The following is a 20636-nucleotide window of genomic DNA, read 5'->3' on the forward strand; positions in this document are numbered from 1 at the left end:
AATATTTTAAAATACTTCCTTCGGATAAGTTTTCTTTAGTTCATTTAGAATATGACGGTTGCGGAAGTAAAAGGTACATTTAAGCTTGTATGTTTGGGTTGCCGGGTCAATCAATATGAAATTCAGAGTTATCGTGACCAGTTAACTTTTTTGGGTTATCGCGAGGCTGCTGATACGGATCCTTGTAATTTATGTATTATCAATACTTGTGCTGTTACTCGATCAGCAGAAAGTTCAGGGCGTCATGCTATCCGCCAGATATGTAGGCAAAATCCCGAAGCATTTTTAGTTGTTACAGGATGTTTGGGTGAGGCGGACAAGGAGTTTTTTTCTTCGTTGGGTCGTCAGTGTTTGTTGGTCTCGAATAAAGACAAGCATCAGCTTATGGAAGCTATTTTCCCCCATCTTAAAAAATTTCCTGAATTTCGTATTCGGAGTTTTGAGGGGAAATCACGGGCATTCATTAAAATTCAGGACGGGTGCAATTCGTTTTGTTCTTATTGTATTATTCCCTATTTGCGTGGAAGGTCGCGTTCGCGACCTGCAGAAGATATCCTGAGAGAAATTTCTGATTTGATTGCTCAGGGATTTCGAGAAGTGGTTCTTGCGGGGATTAACGTTGGTGATTATAACGATGGACGCCATACGCTAGCGGATTTGATTCGTAAGGTAGATGATTTAGAATACCTAGAAAGAATTCGAATTTCCTCTATAGATCCTGAAGATGTTCAGCAAGATCTTCGTGAGGCAATTCTTTTTGGCAAGCATACGTGTCATGCCTCCCATCTTGTTTTGCAATCAGGTTCTAACGCAATTTTAAAGCTGATGAATCGAAAATATTTACGGCAGGATTTTTTACATTGTGTAGAGTCTTTACGCGCTGTGGATTCTCAGTATGCGTTTACTACAGATGTGATTGTAGGGTTCCCCGGAGAAACTGAACAGGATTTTGAAGATACCCTGCGGATTATTGAGGACGTGGGATTTATTAAAGTACACATTTTCCCTTTTAGCCCTCGAGCTCGTACGAAAGCCTATGCTTTTCCTGCACAATTACCTCCCTCAGTCATTTATGAAAGGAAAAAATATCTAGCTGCTGTTGCTGAAAAAGTAGCTCATCGGGAAATGCAAAAACGCCTAGGAAAAGTGTATAGCGTTCTTGTGGAGAAAATAGATTCTCAAGGCCGAGCATATGGTCATACCTCCTATTTTGATATGGTATGTTTCCCTGCTGACCCTGAAGTCTCCGTGAATTCCTTAGTGGATGTAAGTATGGATGCTATAGAAGAAGGTATCCTTAAGGGACGTCGTGTATGATTAAGTTAACGCAGAAATTCAAACCTTATACTTTGATTCCAGGAGCATGCCTACCTATTCCGGGTTCTGAGTATTACGCTCAAGTGTTTCCTACGCTTTGGCGGGTGTTTTCTTCTTCACATGAGTTGTTGGGGGAGGGGAGAATCTCTCTATCGGGCCCTGTAAAACGTTTTTATATTTTTCAGGATTTACATCGAGGAGGTCTTGCTGTGCTTTCTGAGAAATATAAGTATTATCTTTTGCCTTCGGGAGAAAAAGTTGCCTCTATTCGGGGGAGTTTACCTTCTGCGGATCAGGCAGAGCCGTTACTATCTTTAGGAGTGCATAAGCATGCAGATTTGCATAAGATGCGTCGGCGTAGGGATTTAAAAGAGATACTTCCGTTTTGGTGGCGCTTAGCTTCTTTGACTCCTCCATGTGCTCCAGTGAATGCTATACAGCCAGTGGGGAAGCTTTTTCATACTGTGTATCAAAAGATTCAACAAAGAGAGAAAACAGAAATTAGTTCTTTGTTATTATCTCTTTATCTTTCTGGGTTTTCTGAAAATTTTCTACCTAGGATGTCTGATACAGAGTTTCAGGGGATCCTGGATTTTTCTGACATGGATGAGCAGAACGTGCCTTTTTCTTTGCTTCATTCGAGCTTTGGCTTACTTCGGGACATTTTCATTTTTCATGATGGGGATCTCCTTGAGGTCCTTCCTTCTTTGCCTCCGGAGTTTCCTTGTGGTAGGTTAACTCGCTTGCTTTTAAAAGGGATAGGCAAAATTTCTGTAGAGTGGAGCAAGAAAACGCTTCGGAAGGTGTGTTTGCATGCTCAGGAGAATCGGGAGTTTCTATTAGGAGTTCCTTCACCTTTGATTTGTTGTCGATTACGCCAGTGGGAAAAGAAACAACTTATGGCTTCTTCACAAATTTCTTTAGGAGAAATTATGGAGATAAAAGCAGGAACAACGTATGTGTGGGATTGTTTCCGTAAGTAAATACGTTGGTTAATGGTTGAGAGGCTTCTAAGTTCAGAAGATATTTCCCTACTTGTTTCGGGTAGGCAGGTGTATCCACATAAGTTATTAGGTATTCTTCCTTTAGAGGAATCTCAAGATAGGATTGTGCTTTTCCGTCCTGGAGCACATTCTGTGGCTATAGAGTTTCAAGGTCATATAGAATATGCGCATGCTCACAGCGCGGGGATGTTTTCTTTTCCTGTTCCTAAGGGAACTCTTCCTCAGGATTACCGTATCTATCATCAAAACGGTTTGCTTGCTCACGATCCTTATGCATTTCCTTTGCTTTGGGGAGATTGGGACGTATTTCTGTTTCGTCAGGGGAATCACCGCCGTATTTATGATCGTATGGGAGCGATTCCTTGTGAAGTTTCTGGTGTCTACGGTGTTTTATTTGTTGTTTGGGCTCCTCATGCTCAGCGTGTTTCCGTAGTTGGGGATTTTAATTTTTGGAATGGGTTAGTCAATCCATTAAGTAAGTTAGGGGATTCAGGAATTTGGGAGCTTTTTATTCCTGGTCTTCCTGAGGGATCTGTATACAAATGGGAAATTGTTACTCCCTCAGGAGATGTTATAATTAAAGCGGATCCTTATGGGAAAAGTTTTGGTCCTCCTCCTCAGAGTTTATCTCGGGTTGTGAATAGCAATCACTATGTATGGAAGGATGCTGTATGGATGGAGCAACGCAAGAAATGGACGAAAGAACGTCCTCTACTGATTTATGAAGTACATTTAGGTTCTTGGCAATGGGCAGAGGGAAAACCCTTGGGGTATCGTGAAATTGCCGATAGATTAGCCCAGTATTGTCAAGAAATGCACTATACTCATGTAGAACTTTTGCCGATCACAGAACATCCATTAAATGAGTCTTGGGGATACCAAACAACAGGATACTATGCGCCCACCTGGCGTTATGGAACTCCTGAGGATTTTCAATTTTTTGTGGATCATTTGCATTGTCGGGGAATTGGTGTAATTCTTGATTGGGTACCTGGACATTTTCCTACAGATGCGTTTGCTTTAGCCTCTTTTGATGGTGCTCCTGTATATGAATCAATGAATCAGGGAAATCCTTTTCATCCACACTGGGGGACATATACTTTCAATTATCGTAGTCAAGAGGTGGTAAATTTTCTATTAGGCAGTGCTTTATTTTGGTTGGATAAAATGCATATTGATGGTTTGCGTGTCGATGCTGTGAGTTCGATGCTGTATTTAGATTATGGTCGTCAAGATGGAGAGTGGACCCCGAATGTTTATGGAGGCAGGGAGAATCTTGAGGCTATAGAATTCTTAAAACGGCTAAACTCGATCATTCATGAGGAGTTTCCTGGAGTCTTAACCTTTGCTGAAGAATCCACGGATTTCCCTAAGGTGACACAACCGGTAAGCTCTGGAGGGCTAGGTTTTGATTATAAATGGAACTTAGGATGGATGCACGATACGTTTCGTTATTTTCAAGTAGATTCTCTTTTTCGTTCTTACCATCATCAGGATCTTACTTTTAGCCTTTGGTATGCTTTTAATGAAAGCTATCTTTTACCTCTTTCTCATGATGAAGTTGTCCATGGAAAAGGGAGTTTGTTAGCAAAAATGCTGGGGAATTCTTGGGAGAAGTTTGCTCATATGCGCTTACTTCTGAGTTATCAAATCTGTCAGCCAGGGAAGAAGCTTCTTTTCATGGGGGGAGAGATCGCTCAGGAACGCGAGTGGTCTCCAGGGAGTTCTTTAGATTGGCATGTTCTTCAAAATACAGAAAACATTGCTTTACATCGGTGTGTAGCAGATCTGAATGCTTTATATTGTAGGTTTCCATATTTTTGGCTGGGAGATGGGGCTCCGGAGTCTTTTTTATGGGTAGACTTTCGTGATATTAAGAATCATGTGATTGCCTATTATCGCTTTGCAGGGAGTGATCGTCGTCAGGCGGCTCTTTGTATTCACCATTTCAGTCCAGCATATTTTCCTTCGTATGTTCTTCATTGTCATGGTTTAGATACTTGTCAGCTTATGTTCACTAGTGACTCTACAGAGTATGGGGGATCGGGGAAAGGGTATCGCAATCCTATTATTTGTAGAGATTCTCAAAAGGAAGATGCCTGGGGAATCGATATTGAGTTACCTCCTTTAGCAACACTAATCTTTCATGTTACTTTCTCTGTTCCTCTTTCTTTATCTCATTAATTTTTAGAATTATTTTGTTAATCAGAATTATTTTATTAATGTTTGTTTTTATTCATAACTTAATTTGTAATTATAATTAATTAACAAAATGTTTGTATTTTTGTTTTTTAATTTATGTCTATTTCTAGAGTTCCTGATAATGATTCTAACAATCTACGTATAGGACGACAGGAAGGTATCTATCCTGTAGAGTCTCTAGGACAAAACAGCTCAAAAATACCTACTCTCTTGTTGAATTCTAAAGATGCCTCTGTAGATAAAGCACGGTTTACGCATTCTGTTGGGTTGCTAGCAGGATTGATGGTTTTTGCTGTAGCCATGGTGATTGTTGTTGTTGCTTTAACTTGTTTAGCTCCTGGTATCCCTCAATCTATTATTTTAGCTATAGCCCTGTCCGGAGTATCTTTAGGTGGACTGACAGTAATGAAAAACATTGTCTATAAGCTAAAAGACAAGTTTTCTCCGCATATGTCGGATAGGCAACGTGTTAAGAGTGCTCTAGGGGTGGGATTAGGATTTTCCGTTTTAGGATTTGCTATGAGAATCGGGGGAAAGTTTATCCCCGGAGGGTATGATGCTGTTGTGAATAAAATAGGAGCTGGAGCTTCTTCTGGAGGGACAAGCTCTTTGTTCACGAGTCTTTCTCATTATCTTTATATTAAATATGCGCGTTCTCCGAAAGCAGCTTCCGGAGAGCCTTTGACTCGTGTTGAAATCATGCAAGAGGCTCGGAAGTTACATTATATTAGCTTGAGTTTATTAGGTTTAGGAATAGGGTTTTCTATTCTTGGTGTAGTTTTAACTATTGTAGGTAGCACAGTTTTAGGAGGAATTCCCGCAGCTGTGGTGCTTGTTTTTGCCCCTCCTTTAATTTCTATTGGGATTACTTCTGTCTTGCAGACAGTATTGCATAGCAGTGTTGCTAAATGGAAAAGCTTTTTGGAAGCACAACAAAAACAGGAGTTATTTGTTGATTCTGGTTTAAAGAACTTGCGTAATGAGATTTTGTTAAATGAAGATCTTGGGGAAGACAAGGTGAGTCACTCGAGTGATCGTCAAAGAACAAGGCTCCCAGGAATTCGAGGAATCCAGAAAAAAAGGATTTCTTCTAAGGAAATTAACAGTCGTTTATCTTTGACTACGCGTCAAAAAGTGTTGTTTGCTCTTTCTGTGTTACTTGTGATTGCGGGTTTTTCTGCTGTGATCGCTTCGGGATTTGCAGGGATGACGGCCTTGCAGATCCTTCTTGTTTCTACCATGGGGTCTGCAGTAGCATCTACTGTGCTTCCCATGGCTTCCTCGGGTTTTATTTATAGCCTATTTCAAATTAAAGCACGATTTAAGATTGCTCTAGCACGACGTAAGGAGAATTTGGAAAAAAGACGGTTTATCCGACAACTTCCTAAGGATGCGGAGACCGTGTATACAAAAGAAGAAATTGATCGTGCTTGGGAAACTGTGGGAGTTAAAGTTATTTCCGATACTGAGGTTTCTATAGAGAGAGAGTTAAAAGCTTATGAAAAAGGGCGTGGTGTTCAAGGTTCCTTAGTTGCGGGTATTCTCCTTGCTTGTGGTGTGGGTATCATGTTACTTACTTTAGTTCCTACCTTAGCTCCTATGGTTTCGGGAATTTTAGGTATTGGCTCTACTCTTGTTGCCATTAGTGGGGGGATTTATCTAAGAAAACTTTCTTCTTGGCTATTTAAACAGCTGGTAAAGTTACACAATCGCCTACAATTGCGCAAAGGACAAATACAGAAGATTATAGCCGATGATCGCGATACCCTGGTTATTGACCCTGTATTTGAGGATTCGGATTCTGATGATTTTGGTATTGACGTTGATATCGATTTAGATTCTGGGGTAGATACCGGTTTAGATGTTAGTACAGATCATTCTGATTAGAAGTTTATTTAAATAATTCTGTTTCATCTATTTGCTTTTTAAAAATTAAAAAATTCATTTTATTTATTTTTATTATTTTTTTTGAATGTTGATAAAATATATTTATAGTAATGAATTTTTTTAACATAAAAAGGGAACGCATATGTCCGGGGTCAGTGGAATTAGTGGTGGATCAGGAGCAGGAAAAGTTCCTCCCGAGAGCAATAATGATGATAGAAAGTCAGTGGGGAATCTTGGTGGGCATGAGGTGTCTTCTTCAGGTTCTTCTCAAGAAGCTACATCGAGTAGTAGTTCCATTCAGGAAAGAGCTCAATCTCTGCTAGATAGTAACTTTCAAGTGCGTTCTCCTGAAGAACAAAGAAAGCTGGAATCTCAACGAAGTGAAAAGACACAAAATCCCGGACTATTAAGTCGCATATGGAGAGTAGTGACAGGCTTTTTCCGAAGATCTTCAAGAACAAAAAGTTTGGATATTTCCGGACCTACTGTCCCTGGTTATCAAAAATATGGGCAACGTCTTCCTGGTGTAGGCGAATTCCGTATGCGTTTAGTGCGAGTCAGTTCCGGTGATCAAACTTTTGAAGAAGTGTCAGAAACTGAGGGAGAAGTTTCTTCGGACGACGTTTTCCTGGAAGCAGAAACAACACATTCCGTGTCGTCAGGATCGGAGTCCTCGAAGGTTTCTAAAAGAGAAAAGTTAGCCGCATTTGGGAATAAAATTTCTGGATTATTTAGTAAATCTTGGTCAAAAGCAAATGAACCCGCAGGGCCTTTAGATCCTCAGCATCTGATAAGCGCCGAAGAATTACGCACTATGGCAGATAGCTATACCAGATTAGCAGGTATGACTGATGATAGTACAGAAAAAGAACAAATGCTGAGATTAGCGGATGATTGCCGTAGAAGAGCGGAATCATTAGATCCTTCCTCATCTAGAAGTACATCTACCGTCCAGGGACGAGAGATTTCAGGGTTATCGAGTATTTCTGTTGATCATTGCTCTGATGAACAGTTAGTCGAGGTTGTTCGTGAAGGAGAAGATGCAGAGCGTACTTTAGAAGGTATTGAAGGAGATATTGCCGTTGTCTTGGAATCTGTGGATAGATTGTCTTCGCAAACAAAAGAAGATTCAACTTTATCCCCAACAATGCGTGATCGTCTTGTCAATGCCTTAAGAAGATTAGGAGCTTCTATTCGTTCTATGTTAATAGTAATAAGAACAGTGATTTTAGGACTATGCCGTAGAATGCGAAGAGGTCTTATGGCTTTGGGAGAGTCTGTTACTCGTTGCTGTCGTCATAATCGAGACCAAAGGGTTTATGAAGAAGTACAGCTGCCTGGAAGAGAAGGTAGGGAAATTCCTGATGATCTTAGGAACCGTATTTGGGATATTTTGCAAGAAGAAGGAAATAATGCTCCTTTGTCTATTCCTGATAATATAGTTGATCAATGGAGATCGGGGGATCCTAGTTCTGTTGTTGTAGATTTGAGTGTCACTGATGTTGGTGAAGGCTATAGTGTGATTAATAGAGGTAATAGAGCGACTGATGAGCTATATGAGGATATGAGTTCATCCTCGTCCGAAGGATCAAATGGAGAAGTATACGAACTTATGCAGTCAATCAGTCCCGATATAGCAGGTCCTCATCAATCTTCCGAGCCACCTTCAATAGATAGTGGGGTTACAAACGATTATGTTCTCGATCCCGAGTCTATTCCCAATTGGTCCTTGGCATTAAGACCTTTGCCACCGAGACCTACGCAATCAGTAGAAAATGTTTATGAGGAGCTAAAAACAGAACCTCTGTATTTAGATGTACTTCCTCAAACTAGTAGTAGTGAAAGTAATGTAGTACCTAGTCCTTTTGCATTAGGAGTTACTCCTGGTTATGGACATGCATCAAGAGCTGCTGTTTTAGCACAAGCTTTGGAGGCTAGGGAGAGAGTTGTTCGGTTTGCTGATCAGGTAGAGATTGTGATGTTTGATCCTAATGATCCTCCTTCTGCTATTCGTAGTACGATAGATGGATCTGATAGTGGAAGTATCGCTCCCGAAACTTGGGTATCTCGTATGAGAAAAGCATTTGGTAATTTCTTATCCAGAACAGCACGTAAGTAAGACCGTCATAGATTCTTCAATATAAGAAACAAAAAGCTACGAGAAGAAAATCTACGTAGCTTTTTGTTTTTTTTATCGGTAGGGAAAAAATTTTCTCATTCTCTAATATTGAGTTTCCTCGTATTAAGACTATCCTGACCTGAGGAATAGTCGCTTTGGAGAGAGATGCTTCCCTAATTTGTGACGAGTTAGAAAGTGATACGGCTTCCTATATGTAAGTAATTTGAGAAAGTGGAAGAGGAGATGTCTCCTTGGTAATTGAATAGCATTTTTATGTTATGCAAGATCTGTGTTTCATTATCGATTTTTATAGAGCAAGTGTGTCGTGATACGGGGCTCCCTTGAGAGATCCAGGATCCATTACTAGCGATTAATGTGGTTAGGATTTTAGGGGATTGCTTGTATACGAGAGGCTGATAAGTTAGGGAGAATTTCCATAGGGTTGGTGTGATGAAGCTGTTTTGTTTTGTTTGGATAAGGATTCCTATGGGTAGAGCGAAAGCCCTTAAGGGGGATTGTGTTGCAAATGTTCGCGGATGATCACCTGTTTCTTCGAATTGGGATAGTGTTGAGGTGAATGCGAAGGCTTCTAGGAATGTGGCTAAGTCATAGTGTTTGCGTGAGAAGAAGATGAGTGTAGAGTCGAAGGAGGCGAGGAAACTATGGGTATAGAATATTCCTTGAGAGGTTTTATTATCGCTTACGTATTTAGAGGATAGCTTATGGTCTCCATAATTGTAGGCTAGGTACCCTGTGGTGATGAATTTTTGGTGTAACCAAGGTAATTGGATTTGCATTCCTGCGAGGTAATTTTTTGCTGTGATTTTGTTATGAGAGACTTTTTCTTTAATATGTGTGAATTGTTGAGCGAATATGAAGGCGAGTTTTTGTTTAGATATGGTTGTCGAAGAAGGGTTAACAGCGTAGCCTCCGGAGATCATATGAAATCCATGGATATGATTTCGGGTACGTTGATGAATATTTGTTCCCGATCCATAGCTTAAGATAGAGAAATGGTTTTCTTCGTCGTCAAATATTTGGTGTGTAGGCGTATTGTTTCTTATGGTGTATAGATTTCCCCATAGGGAGTTAGCGACTAGAGGAGCTTGGAATTTTGGGTTTGGGATGTAGTATTGAGTAGCAGTCCAATCAGCGTAGAGCATGCGATGAGAGGTATTAGCTGTATTTAGAGTTGTTCCTCCTGCTGTGCTATATTCTTCCCAATATGGAGACCAGATTCCCTGGTAGCCATAGTGTTGCATGTTATTAATAGCTTCAATGTTTAGATTGCTGACATTAATTTTTTTATTTGTATTGTCGCATAGGTAAAGAAATGGAACTTTGGTAATGGAATTAGCTAGATCTAAGGATTCATAAGGGCTTTCATTGTTGTCATTGACTAGAGTTAAATCTCCGGAGATAGTGATTGTAGGATTGTTATCCTCAGAATAGTTAGTATTATTGCTACCTTGAATAGGATAAATCCAGATTTTAGGTGCTTGTGCATTTTCTTTGAGTAGAGAAGGTAGATTAAGGGCTAGTTTAGTGATGGCTAAATTACAATTCGTGGTACTGGGTGGGGATGCGCTTGATGGATTTGTTATTATTACGCTTTTGTTTCCTAGGCGTAAGAACCCCTCATCTTGGGTTAGGGAGTAGATGGCTAGGCAAGCGCCGTCTTCGACAGCTAAGGTTCCGTGAGCGATGTTTGTAGTATTACGTAAGTAGCTGGTATAATCAGCTTCTTGTTGAGAAGCATTAGGAATTGTAGCTCCAGAGAAAAGTACTGTACCCAAGTGGTGGGATTCCGGATTGAATATTAAGGTACTCGATGATGGATGGCTGTTTTCAATAGGGTCATAGAAAGCAACGCGATATCCAGCACGTGCTCCTATTTGTAAGTTAAGATGGGGTGTAGAGTGAAGAGAATTTCTATAGTATTTATTTGTTCCTGTATTTAAATTGCCATTGAAGATGATATCGCCATAATCTGCTGATAAGTAAAACATGGCTTTTACTTGTTCTGATCCTGTGATATTCTGGACAGCTCCGCCCCAATTGGAGCTATTGTTTAGGAACAATATAGGACCATTATCACGGATGGTTAGATTTTTAGTATAAATCCCTCCGGCATTTTGTAGAGAACTGTTATTGGCAAAAATGATGTTTTCTCGATTGTTTATTATGTTGCAGTTAGTAGTACAATAAATAGCCCCGCCTCCTGACCCCCTAGTATTACTAAAGGAATAATTACCAGTGAATTTAATCACCCCGTCATTATTCGAGATAGTTAGAGTATTTGCGTAAATGCAGCCACGACTGCCTCCCTGGTTATTTGCAAAAGTAATCGGCGCATGATTTTGTGTTATGGTTGCGGTTTGATTCACCCATATACTTCCTCCCACACCGCCTCCGGAGAGACATCGATTATTTCTGAACGTGATTTCACCATAATTCTCACTAATCATTAAATCGCTAGTTGTAGTAATAGCCCCTCCTTGATTGTCTGCAGTATTGTTCAGGAATTGTATGGGGCCTTGATTATGGGAAATATTGAGTGTGGCAGCTTGAATAGCTCCAGCATTTTTGCTAGTGCCTGCCATATTTTCTATGAAGCAACACACTTGTTTATTATTCGAGATAGTACAATTGTTCTGGCAATAGATAGCACCTCCGTTTCCTGTAGTTTGGTTTGATTGGAAGACTATAGGTCCAGGATTATTCGTGATATTGAGGTTGTTTACAGTAATTCCTCCTCCTCCTGTAGTAGAAAGTTGAGAATACTGGCCATTGATATAGAAGTGGTTGTTGTTTGAGATATCTAAATCAAGGTTAGTATCATTGAGTTTTCCTTGTGTTATAGATGAGGGATAGAAATTTTCAAAATTATCCAGGGTCAGTGATTCGGATATTGTCGCATTACTTGCTAAGAGATTATGAGAACAAACTATAGTTAAGCTTGTTAATAAGGAAAACAAGAGGGTGTGCGAATACATAGGGTAACTAGCAATTTAGGAATCACGTGATATCACGTTCCTATAATGCATACCTGTTAAGTTGTCTAGAGTTTGTTTAATGATCGTGTCTTACTATAATTTTCTAGATTTACTTATTTCTCATGGTGATTTTCCCTTGTATCGGTTTTAAAATGTAATATGGCTTCCTATATGTAAGTAATTTGAGAAAGTGGAAGAGGAGACATCTCCTTGATAATTGAATAGCATTTTTATGTTATGAAAGATCTGTGTTTCATTATCGATTTTTATAGAGTAAGTGTGTCGTGATACGGGGCTACCTTGAGAGATCCAGGATCCATTACTAGCGATTAATGTGGTTAGGATTTTAGGGGATTGCTTGTATATGAGAGGCTGGTAAGTTAGGGAGAATTTCCATAGGGTAGGAGTGGCAAAGCTATTTTGTTTTGCATGGAGAATTATACCTAAGGGGAGCGAGAGTATACGTAGAGGTGTTTTTGTTGCAAATGTTCGCGGATGATCACCTGTTTCTTCGAATTGGGATAGTGTTGAGGTGAATGCGAAGGCTTCTAGGAATGTGGCTAAGTCATAGTGTTTGCGTGAGAAGAAGATGAGTGTAGAGTCGAAGGAGGCGAGGAAACTATGGGTATAGAATATTCCTTGAGAGGTTTTATTATCGCTTACGTATTTAGAGGATAGCTTATGGTCTCCATAATTGTAGGCTAGGTACCCTGTGGTGATGAATTTTTGGTGTAACCAAGGTAATTGGATTTGCATTCCTGCGAGGTAATTTTTTGCTATGATTTTGTTATGAGAAACTTTTTCTTTAATATGTGTGAATTGTTGAGCGAATATGAAGGCGAGTTTTTGTTTAGATATGGTTGTCGAAGAAGGATTAACAGCGTAGCCTCCGGAGAGCATATGAAATCCATGGATATGATTTCGAGTACGTTGATGGGTAGTTATTCCTAAGCCGTAATTGGTAAGAGAGAGTTGTTTTTTTTCAGATATTTGGGGGGGGGGGGGTTCTGGTTATGTATAGATTTCCCCATAGGGAGTTAGCGACTAGAGGAGCTTGGAATTTTGGGTTTGGGATGTAGTATTGAGTAGCAGTCCAATCAGCATAGAGCATGCGATGAGAGGTATTAGCTGTATTTAGAGTTGTTCCTCCTGTTGTGCTATATTCTTCCCAATATGGAGACCAGATTCCCTGGTAGCCATAGTGTTGCATGTTATTAATAGCTTCAATGTTTAGATTGCTGACATCAATTTTTTTATTTGCATTGTCGCATAGATAAAGAAATGGAACTTTGGTAATGGAATTAGCTAGATCTAAGGATTCATAAGGGCTTTCATTGTTGTCATTGACTAGAGTTAAATCTCCGGAGATAGTGATTGTAGGATTGTTGTCCTCAGAATAGCTATTATTACTTTGATTAGGATAAATCCAGATTTTAGGTGCTTGTGCATTTTCTTTGAGTAGAGAAGGTAGATTAAGAGCTAGTTTAGTGATGGCTAAATTACAGTTAGCAGTAGTGCCATTAGTGCCATTATTTCCTGCTTGTTTTGTTGTGACTATTATGCTTTGGCTTCCTAGGCGTAAGAATCCTTCATCTTGGGTTAGGGAGTAGATGGCTAGGCAAGCGCCGTCTTCGACAGCTAAGGTTCCATGAGCGATGTTTGTAGTATTGCGTAAGTAGCTGGTATAATCAGCTTCTTGTTGAGAAGCATTAGGAATTGTAGCTCCTGAAAAAAGCACTGTACCCAAGTGGTAAGATTCCGGATTGAATATTAAGGTACTCGAGGATGGATGGCTATTTTCAATAGGGTCATAGAAAGCAACGCGATATCCTGAGCGTGCGCCTATTTGTAAGTTAAGATGGGGTGTAGAGTGAAGAGCATTTCTATAGTATTTATTTGTTCCTATATTTAAATTGCCATTGAAGATGATATCGCCATAATCTGCTGACAAGTAAAACATGGCTTTTACTTGTTCTGTTCCTTGGATATTTTGGACAGCGCCTCCCCAATTGGAGCTGTTATTAAGGAATAATACAAGGCCGTTATTACTAATAGTGAGATTTTTGGTATAAACACCTCCGGCATTTTGTAGAGAACTGTTATTGGCAAAAATGATGTTTTCTCGATTGTTTATTATGTTGCAGTTAGTAGCACAATAAATAGCCCCGCCTCCTGACCCCACAGTATTACTAAAGGAATAATTACCAGTGAATTTAATCACCCCGTCATTATTAGAAATCATCAGTGTGTCTGCATCAATGCAGCCATGATTTCCTCCGTAATTATTTGCAAAAGTAATTGGGGCGCAGTTTTGTGTTATCGTAGCTGTTTGAGCTTTTATGCTTCCTCCGCTACCCGTGCTTAGAATACACCGGTTATTTTTAAATGTAATCTCACCAGTATTCATACTAATCGTGAGATCGTTTGTAGCATAAACAGCTCCTCCGTAGTTTGTTGTAGAATTGTTTAAAAATTGTATAGAGCCTACATTTTGGGAGATATTAATGTTTTGGGCTTGAATAGCTCCAGCATTTTTTGACGCCTCTGTAAATCCTGCTGTGTTTCCTAAGAAGCAGCATAGTTGCTTGTTGTTCGAAATTATGCAATTGGCTTGACAATAAACGGCACCGCCATTTCCTATGGTGTGGTTTGCTTGGAAGATTACAGGTCCAGGATTATTCGTGATATTCAGATTATTCGCGGCAATTCCTCCTCCTCCCTGGTTAGCTTCCCGAGTAAATTGACCAGTGATATAGAATTGCTTGTTGTTTGAGATATCTAAATCAAGGCTAGTATCATGGAGTTTTCCTTGTGTTATAGATGAGGGATAGAAATTTTCAAAATTATCTAGGGTTAGAAATTCGGATATCGTCGTATTACTTGCTAAGAGATTATGAGAACAAACTGTAGTTATTGTTAATAAGGAAAACAAGAAGGCGTGTAAATACATAAGGTAACTAACAATTTAGGAATCACGTGATAATCACGTTCCTATAATGCATACCTGTTAAGTTGTCTAGGCGTTTGTTTGGTAACCATTTTTTTAGTTTTAAATGTTTATTTTAGGCTGAAGATTGTTGTTAAGAAAGAAAAAGGGAGAAAGATCCCTAGGGCGAAGAACCTTTCTCCCACGAGGTGGTTAGAATACTCCCTGAATCCCAGTGATTATACGGTGATTAGTAGAAGCTTGTTTAGAGTCGTATATGTAATCTATATATCCCGTGATGTGATTAGAAAGTTGAATATCGTCATGTACCTGTAATAAAAATCCATTGCGAGTCAGGGGAATTCCGTGTACTGGAAAGCTTTCGCTATTTGCGAGGATAGTCATTGTCGTATGGGGATTTACTCGATAGATATCCGGCTTATAAGCGAATTTAAACACTAAGGTTGATGGGGCTTTCTTGAATGGTGTATACCATTGTGAAACGAATCCTATAGGCAATGAAAGATTATGCCCATTACCTCGGGAAAATTTTCTAATCAAGCTTCCTTTCTCTTTAAATTCGTTTTGCCATCCCCCAAAGCATTCAATAGAAACAAACCCTGTTAGATGAAGTTGTTCAGCAAGGATTTGTGTAAGATCGCACCATAGGAAGAAGGGATGATTCATAGAGATAGAAGCATAGTACGTATTATTATACCAAGTCGCCTGGGAAACTGGTGGTGTTTGGAGTGGGGAGTAAGAATAGTTTGTTGTCATGTGGTTTTTTGTGTAGACATACGCGGATTCCCAGGCAATATGAATCTCATTATTTAGAGTAGCGATGGGTAGGTTGCCAAATAAACCGAAAAAAATCATTTGCTCGCTACTTTTCGCTTTATATAACTTGCTCTTAATTTGACCGTAAAGCTGACCGAAAGATATTCCTAGAGTTGCTTGATCGGGATAATTAATGCAGATATTCGCTTGATATCCTGCATGTCTTCCTGAAAAGCCATCGCGTTGTGCGCGTGGGGATTGATGAGAATAGGTTCCTAATGCTTTAATTGAAGATTTTAAGCCCTCACTTTCTTCATATAGGCGGTCTCCTAGGAGGGAATTAGCGAACGCCTGTGAAGCAAAGAAAGAAGCCCATAGAGAATTTGGAACGAGTTCACCACGACGTTCGGGAGAAAGAATATATGAGGCGCGTACTGTGGGAGTTGGGTTCCAGATTAAGTACAACGTCTGATTTGCAGTTCCTGAGGGCACCCCGCCATTAGGTGTAGGAGATAATAAGGGGGCTGTCCATGAGGACTGCCAGGAACCTTGATAGCCATCGTGCTCAGGAACAGAAATGATTCCTGGAGTAAAGCCTGTAGTTGTAGGGTTACCACTAGTCTGAGAAAATGTAACAAAAGGAATCGACAAAGGTGTGGCTAATAGTGGATTATCGTAGGTAGTTATTGGATCTTCATCAAATACTGCTAATTCACCCGTTAGCGTAATTGTGTTGGTCCCTGATCTGACAGTTGCGCCTTCCCAGCTAGGATCTAGATACGAAGCAACATCACAGCCAAGATTATTTATAGTAAAATCAGTTGCTGCGGGATTACCTGTACCACCACCACCTGTAGGTGTTAACACACCAATAGAGGCTCCCGATCCTAGAGTTAACCTACCAGAATCTGCAGTTAGTCCGAGGATCTCAAGAGAGGCATTGTTGGTCACTACAAGCTGACCATCTTGAATAATAACTTTACCACATAGTGATGATAGAGAATTATCAGTTTGAAATTGTTCTGATAAAGAAAGCGTTTTTGCAGAAAATACTACGGATCCCGAACATCCAGTGGTATTAATAATAATATCTTGTAGTTGTGCTGGATTTGCTGTCCCAGGATTGTTATTGATAATGGGATCATAAAAAGTAATTTTTGCGTCTCCTGAAGCGCTAATCGATGCGATTTTCGCATCACCATCGAGTTGTATCGCATTACGTATTCCAGGACGAGAGTTTATCGAATTTCCGGCAAAGGTCATTTTACCTTTGCTTGCTTTTATCGTTAGCGAAGAATCTGGAGAAGTCGTATCGCCGACTGTAGAGCCGATATAAATAGCCCCTCCTTGTTTCGCACGGTTATTATAGAAAACTGTGTCACCTGAAGTAGTTATATTAAGAGATTTCGCGCAAATTGCTCCTCCGTTTTCTGTAGCTGAGTTTTTAATGAAGAACAGATTAGAGGTTGTGTTCAAATTGCATGTCGTTGTGTAAATGGCTCCACCATCTTTCTCAGCAAGGTTGTAGCTAAAGATTATGGGGTCGGAGTTATTATTAAATGTTATAGATTTCGTAGGGCAGCAAATAGCTCCTCCTGATCCTGCAGCAATCACTGCAGTAGGTTGGGGAGTCACTGTTTCTAAGCCATTAGCTGCTGTATTTCCAGAAAAAATGATGGAATTCGTATTATCTTCAAAGGTGACAGTTCCATCATAAATAGCTCCTCCACCACAAGTCGCGTAGTTTTGTAAAAAGGAAATAGGACAGGAGTTTTTATGAATATTGCATGTAGCGTCAGTTTTATTTAAGATCGCAGACCCAAAATTCCCGGAGTTACTCTGAAAAGTAATTTCTTTACGCGTATCAGTAATACTTAATGTGGATTCTGTTTTAAGAACAGATCCACAGAAACAGTTGATTGTGGTTGTCGCTCCCGTCCCGCTTGTGGTAGTAGCCACAGGAGTGTAGGATGTACGGTTATTTGTGAAGATAAGACATTTGCAATGCGAAATGGATGTAGTCGCTCCTGAGATAAGCCCATCACTTCCTGTAGAGATATTTCCTGTGAGAGTGAGTTTTGATAGGTTGTCTAGGGTTAGATTACCTGTAGATGAGATTAATGCGGCATTGTCTTTTGTAGGCGTTTGGCAGTGAGAGCAGAAAAACTGATATTTGTTTCCTTGTAAGGAAAAAGAAGAGTCGGCTCCTAGGAATGAAGTATCAAACTGAGCACCGAATAAGTTAGTGATCTTGCAGTTAGATGTGAGGCACAAGGTAGTGGTAACATTATAAAAAGGGAAAGTAGCGTCACTAGGAAGAGAAGTCTGTGTAGAGGCCCAGCCTATACTTATAATAGATAAGCAAGGAAGAAAACTGAATAAAGAAGACCTAAAAGAAAGAGGCATGCCTCAACCCTGTCATGTTAGTAAATTAGAATCGCCATTTGCTTCCCATGTCTATACTATAGTTGTAAGAAGACTTGCGTAGCTCACAACTTCCATGGGTAAAAATTTCTATATTATTATTTACAGCTGTATGTGTAGATCCTTGCAAGAGTAGAGCATGTTTATCTACATTCATTGCTGATGTAATCCATGAAACACCATTAGAAAGGAGTAATGTGGCGCACTCGGGATTCTTGCGATAGACATCAGGAACATAAGCAACTGATAAACTATAAAAGTCTGGATGTCTATGAGATTTTCTATCAATTTTAAAACCAGCAGGAACAGATACATTAATTAGATGGCCTGAATTAAAAGACCGAGCTTCTGCATTTTTTTCTTTGAAGGATGCGTGTTCAGCATAACCTATTTGTGCATGAACAAAGGGAACTAGCTGGCTGAAATGAAGATTTTTTACTTGTAAGATTATGGGTAGACTGCCTCCAATTTCTCCTAACCAGCAGTTGTTATTCCAGGAGGTTTCTTGTTTCTGAGCAAAAGTATAGCGTGTGGTCATTTCTTCAGTAGTACGGCTATAGCATGCTCGTATAGAGAAGGTGGAAAAGACTGTGTTGTTAATAGGATGCTTGATAGAAAGGTAGGTAGTTCCCATAAGAGACTGAGCTTTTGATGTGGAAACTACATAGTCTTTGGATTTCCCAAATACTTGGGCAAAGGCAATACCAAATACTGACCCTGCGATTGTTTGTGAGTTAGCCCCAACCAGATAGCCTCCGCTAATTCGACGGAATCCATGAGAGTTATCACCACGATCCCGATAGAAAAGGTTGGATATTCCTGTTAAATAAAGGCCGCGACCATAGTTAAAGTCGTCGCAGCTTGCAGTAGCCATTTCATTTAAAGAACGTAAATCAATTAAAGCTCCCCACAAACTATTAGGAACTAAAGTAGATTGGCGCTCAGGACTTGGAAGAAAGCCTGTTCGTGTCCATATCGCTTTAAGGGTTTTAGTATTATTAGTGCCATTTTCCCAAGAAAATTCCCAAGAACCTAAATAGCCATACTTTGCTTCTGGAAACTCTACATTTGTTGTGATCGTGCCCTGGGTGGTTGTAACTAAGGATAAAGGAGTAAAAGTAACCGTATCCTGGTTAAATAGGGAATGATTTTCATAAGCATGTCCGGATACATCCTCAAAAGAAACTGATCCACTCAGCGTAATAGAACCATTGGTGTTCTTAGTTTCAATTTTCGCTTGGTTAGTTGTATTCAAAGAATCTAGGTTCAGATGGAGGTCTGTAATGGTTATTTGGCCATCTGCATTGTTTTGATTTGTATTATGTGAGTATTGGGTAACTTGTAGTGTTGTCCCTCCATCCATGCGTAGTATAGAACCTGCTTCTTGAGTAAAGGAGAGTACAGCAAGAGTGGCTTGATTGGCTAAGATTAATTTCCCCCCGGACAATTTCACTTTTTGATAGATTGTTGAGGTTAAATCATTTGCATTCGTAGAGCTATCTGTATCTAAACCTGAAAAGACAACCGAGCCTGTATATTGAGAGGAATTAGAGTTAATCACTAACTCCTGGCTATTAGCTTGTGTATCAGGCATAGCCATAGTAATGGGATCATAGAAAATTAAGCTATGGTTCCCTGAAGCTGATAATGAGGAAATTGTAGCTCCTTTTCCTAAAGAAATAGCGTTTCTTTGTGAAGCAGTCTGTCCGGTGCCTTTTTTTAGGTTATGGTAGAAAACCATAGGACCATAATCGGCCGATAGGGATACAGTTCCTGTATCAGCTATGTAAATAGCTCCTCCGTCTTGAGCGACGTTGTCTCTAAATATTGTGGGCCCTGAAGAAGAAATATTTAACTTATCTGTGTAAATAGCTCCGCCTGCTGTTGAGGCAAAATTATTTGCAAAGAAAATCGTTTGTTGATTGTTTATCGTGATCCCTGTGTAGTCTGGGGGAGTTGCTGCTGCTGTGGCTTGTTTAGCAAATAACGCACCTCCTTGACCTACCGTAGTTCCTGTTGTAGGAGAAACTTCTGGGAATGCAGAGTTATTTTGCAGGATTAAAGTACTATTATTAGAGAGCGTAATATTACCTTCTCCATAAATAGCTCCTCCTGATTTTGCGTTGTTTGCTTCGAATTTGACTATGTTGTTCCCAGAAATATTTATGGTTGTATTTTTTTGTGTTGTTGGTGGAGGCGGGGTGGCTGCTGTGGGGTCGACGGCATGAATCGCACCACCATATAGATCAGCAGAGTTAGTAGAGAAAATAATAGAAGGACATTGTAAAATAGAAATGCTTTCTGAAGAGCCAATAGCTCCTCCGTTATTCGCTACATTACTCGAAAATACAGCCTGTTGTATTTTCTGTATCGCACAGTTTTTTGCCCAGATAGCTCCTCCGTTGCCTGCTGCATAATTATTTCGGAAGGTAGCGTTTAGAAGGTTTTGCAAGTTAAGAGGTACAGATGCGTAAATTGCACCTCCTTTAGGAGCAGAGATTGTATTTGGAGGCGTACTGCTATTAACAAGAACACGACAGTTAGTAAAGGTACAAGAAGATAAGCCTACAATTGTATAAGGATTAGAGCCAGAAGAGTTTGTAGGGGTTGAATTTAAAGCTGCACCATTTGTGGTTGAGCAGAGATTAGTAAAGGAAATACTATTGCCTCGACCTATGATAGTAATAAACCCCGCAGAATTAAAAAAACAACTCAAAGGAGTGGCCGCTTGGCAATTGTCAATATTTAAAATATAAAGGTCACCGGAAAGGATAGCTGTTGTTCCCTCAGAATTTGCTGTAATCGTGTGAGGAAATTGCTCTTTGAGATCTCCATTATACGTACCACTGGGGACAAGAATTTCCAAGGAATCAACCCGAGATGAGCACGTAAGAGTTAGCAGAGAGAAAATAATAAATTTACTAAAAGACGTTTTCATTGACTCGAGAAAATAATGCAGGATTTACCTTTCCCATAAATAAAAA

At 39.8% G+C, this 20636-nt stretch carries 10 protein-coding genes; 5 read left to right on the forward strand and 5 right to left on the reverse strand.

All coding sequences use genetic code 11. The features are described 5' to 3' along the window. Positions 1-51 precede the first annotated feature (51 nt). From mtaB to M787_RS03260, 5 genes are all read left to right on the forward strand, one after another. On the forward strand, positions 52-1317 hold the full coding sequence (gene mtaB, locus M787_RS03240; RefSeq protein WP_021828140.1) for a tRNA (N(6)-L-threonylcarbamoyladenosine(37)-C(2))-methylthiotransferase MtaB: 1266 nt from the start codon (positions 52-54) through the stop codon (positions 1315-1317). Continuing rightward, positions 1314-2300, forward strand: a complete 987-nt coding sequence (locus M787_RS03245; RefSeq protein ID WP_021828141.1) for a hypothetical protein — start codon at positions 1314-1316, stop codon at positions 2298-2300. Before mtaB ends, M787_RS03245 begins: the two co-directional genes overlap by 4 nt. Before the next feature lie 12 nt (positions 2301-2312). Then, positions 2313-4505 (forward strand): 1,4-alpha-glucan branching protein GlgB, encoded by a 2193-nt coding sequence (gene glgB, locus M787_RS03250; protein WP_021828142.1) that lies wholly within the window; start codon positions 2313-2315, stop codon positions 4503-4505. Positions 4506-4619: 114 nt separating this feature from the next. Next, positions 4620-6410, forward strand: coding sequence for a hypothetical protein (locus tag M787_RS03255; protein ID WP_021828143.1), 1791 nt, complete (start codon positions 4620-4622; stop codon positions 6408-6410). Positions 6411-6552: 142 nt separating this feature from the next. Further along, positions 6553-8529 (forward strand): hypothetical protein, encoded by a 1977-nt coding sequence (locus tag M787_RS03260; RefSeq protein WP_021828144.1) that lies wholly within the window; start codon positions 6553-6555, stop codon positions 8527-8529. A gap of 188 nt (positions 8530-8717) precedes the next feature. Here M787_RS03260 and M787_RS03265 read toward each other — a convergent pair whose 3' ends face one another. The 5 genes from M787_RS03265 to M787_RS03280 form a co-directional block, all read right to left on the reverse strand. Continuing rightward, on the reverse strand, positions 8718-11525 hold the full coding sequence (locus M787_RS03265) for a polymorphic outer membrane protein middle domain-containing protein (RefSeq protein WP_021828145.1): 2808 nt from the start codon (positions 11523-11525) through the stop codon (positions 8718-8720). A 147-nt stretch (positions 11526-11672) separates the two neighbouring features. Next, the gene (locus M787_RS04840; RefSeq protein ID WP_169814966.1) at positions 11673-12425 is read right to left on the reverse strand and encodes an autotransporter outer membrane beta-barrel domain-containing protein; all 753 of its coding nucleotides are present in this window, start codon (positions 12423-12425) and stop codon (positions 11673-11675) included. A gap of 82 nt (positions 12426-12507) precedes the next feature. Beyond that, on the reverse strand, positions 12508-14475 hold the full coding sequence (locus M787_RS03270) for a Pmp family polymorphic membrane protein autotransporter adhesin (protein WP_021828146.1): 1968 nt from the start codon (positions 14473-14475) through the stop codon (positions 12508-12510). Between the two features lie 189 nt (positions 14476-14664). Continuing rightward, positions 14665-17634, reverse strand: a complete 2970-nt coding sequence (locus M787_RS03275; protein WP_021828147.1) for a polymorphic outer membrane protein middle domain-containing protein — start codon at positions 17632-17634, stop codon at positions 14665-14667. 25 nt (positions 17635-17659) lie between these two features. Further along, entirely contained in the window at positions 17660-20590 is a 2931-nt protein-coding gene (locus M787_RS03280; protein WP_021828148.1) for a polymorphic outer membrane protein middle domain-containing protein, read from the reverse strand. Positions 20591-20636: the final 46 nt, after the last annotated feature.

It is taken from the genome of Chlamydia gallinacea 08-1274/3, from assembly GCF_000471025.2.
In the GTDB taxonomy this organism is placed as follows: domain Bacteria; phylum Chlamydiota; class Chlamydiia; order Chlamydiales; family Chlamydiaceae; genus Chlamydia; species Chlamydia gallinacea.

Coding starts and splice junctions, on each gene's coding strand:
- M787_RS03260 (WP_021828144.1), top strand. CDS start 6,553: ATGTCCGGGGTCAGTGGAATTAGTGGTGGATCAGGAGCAGGAAAAGTT.
- M787_RS03255 (WP_021828143.1), top strand. CDS start 4,620: ATGTCTATTTCTAGAGTTCCTGATAATGATTCTAACAATCTACGTATA.
- M787_RS03245 (WP_021828141.1), top strand. CDS start 1,314: ATGATTAAGTTAACGCAGAAATTCAAACCTTATACTTTGATTCCAGGA.
- M787_RS03280 (WP_021828148.1), bottom strand. CDS start 20,590: ATGAAAACGTCTTTTAGTAAATTTATTATTTTCTCTCTGCTAACTCTT.
- M787_RS03270 (WP_021828146.1), bottom strand. CDS start 14,475: ATGTATTTACACGCCTTCTTGTTTTCCTTATTAACAATAACTACAGTT.
- mtaB (WP_021828140.1), top strand. CDS start 52: ATGACGGTTGCGGAAGTAAAAGGTACATTTAAGCTTGTATGTTTGGGT.
- M787_RS03275 (WP_021828147.1), bottom strand. CDS start 17,634: ATGCCTCTTTCTTTTAGGTCTTCTTTATTCAGTTTTCTTCCTTGCTTA.
- M787_RS03265 (WP_021828145.1), bottom strand. CDS start 11,525: ATGTATTCGCACACCCTCTTGTTTTCCTTATTAACAAGCTTAACTATA.
- glgB (WP_021828142.1), top strand. CDS start 2,313: ATGGTTGAGAGGCTTCTAAGTTCAGAAGATATTTCCCTACTTGTTTCG.
- M787_RS04840 (WP_169814966.1), bottom strand. CDS start 12,425: ATGCTCTCCGGAGGCTACGCTGTTAATCCTTCTTCGACAACCATATCT.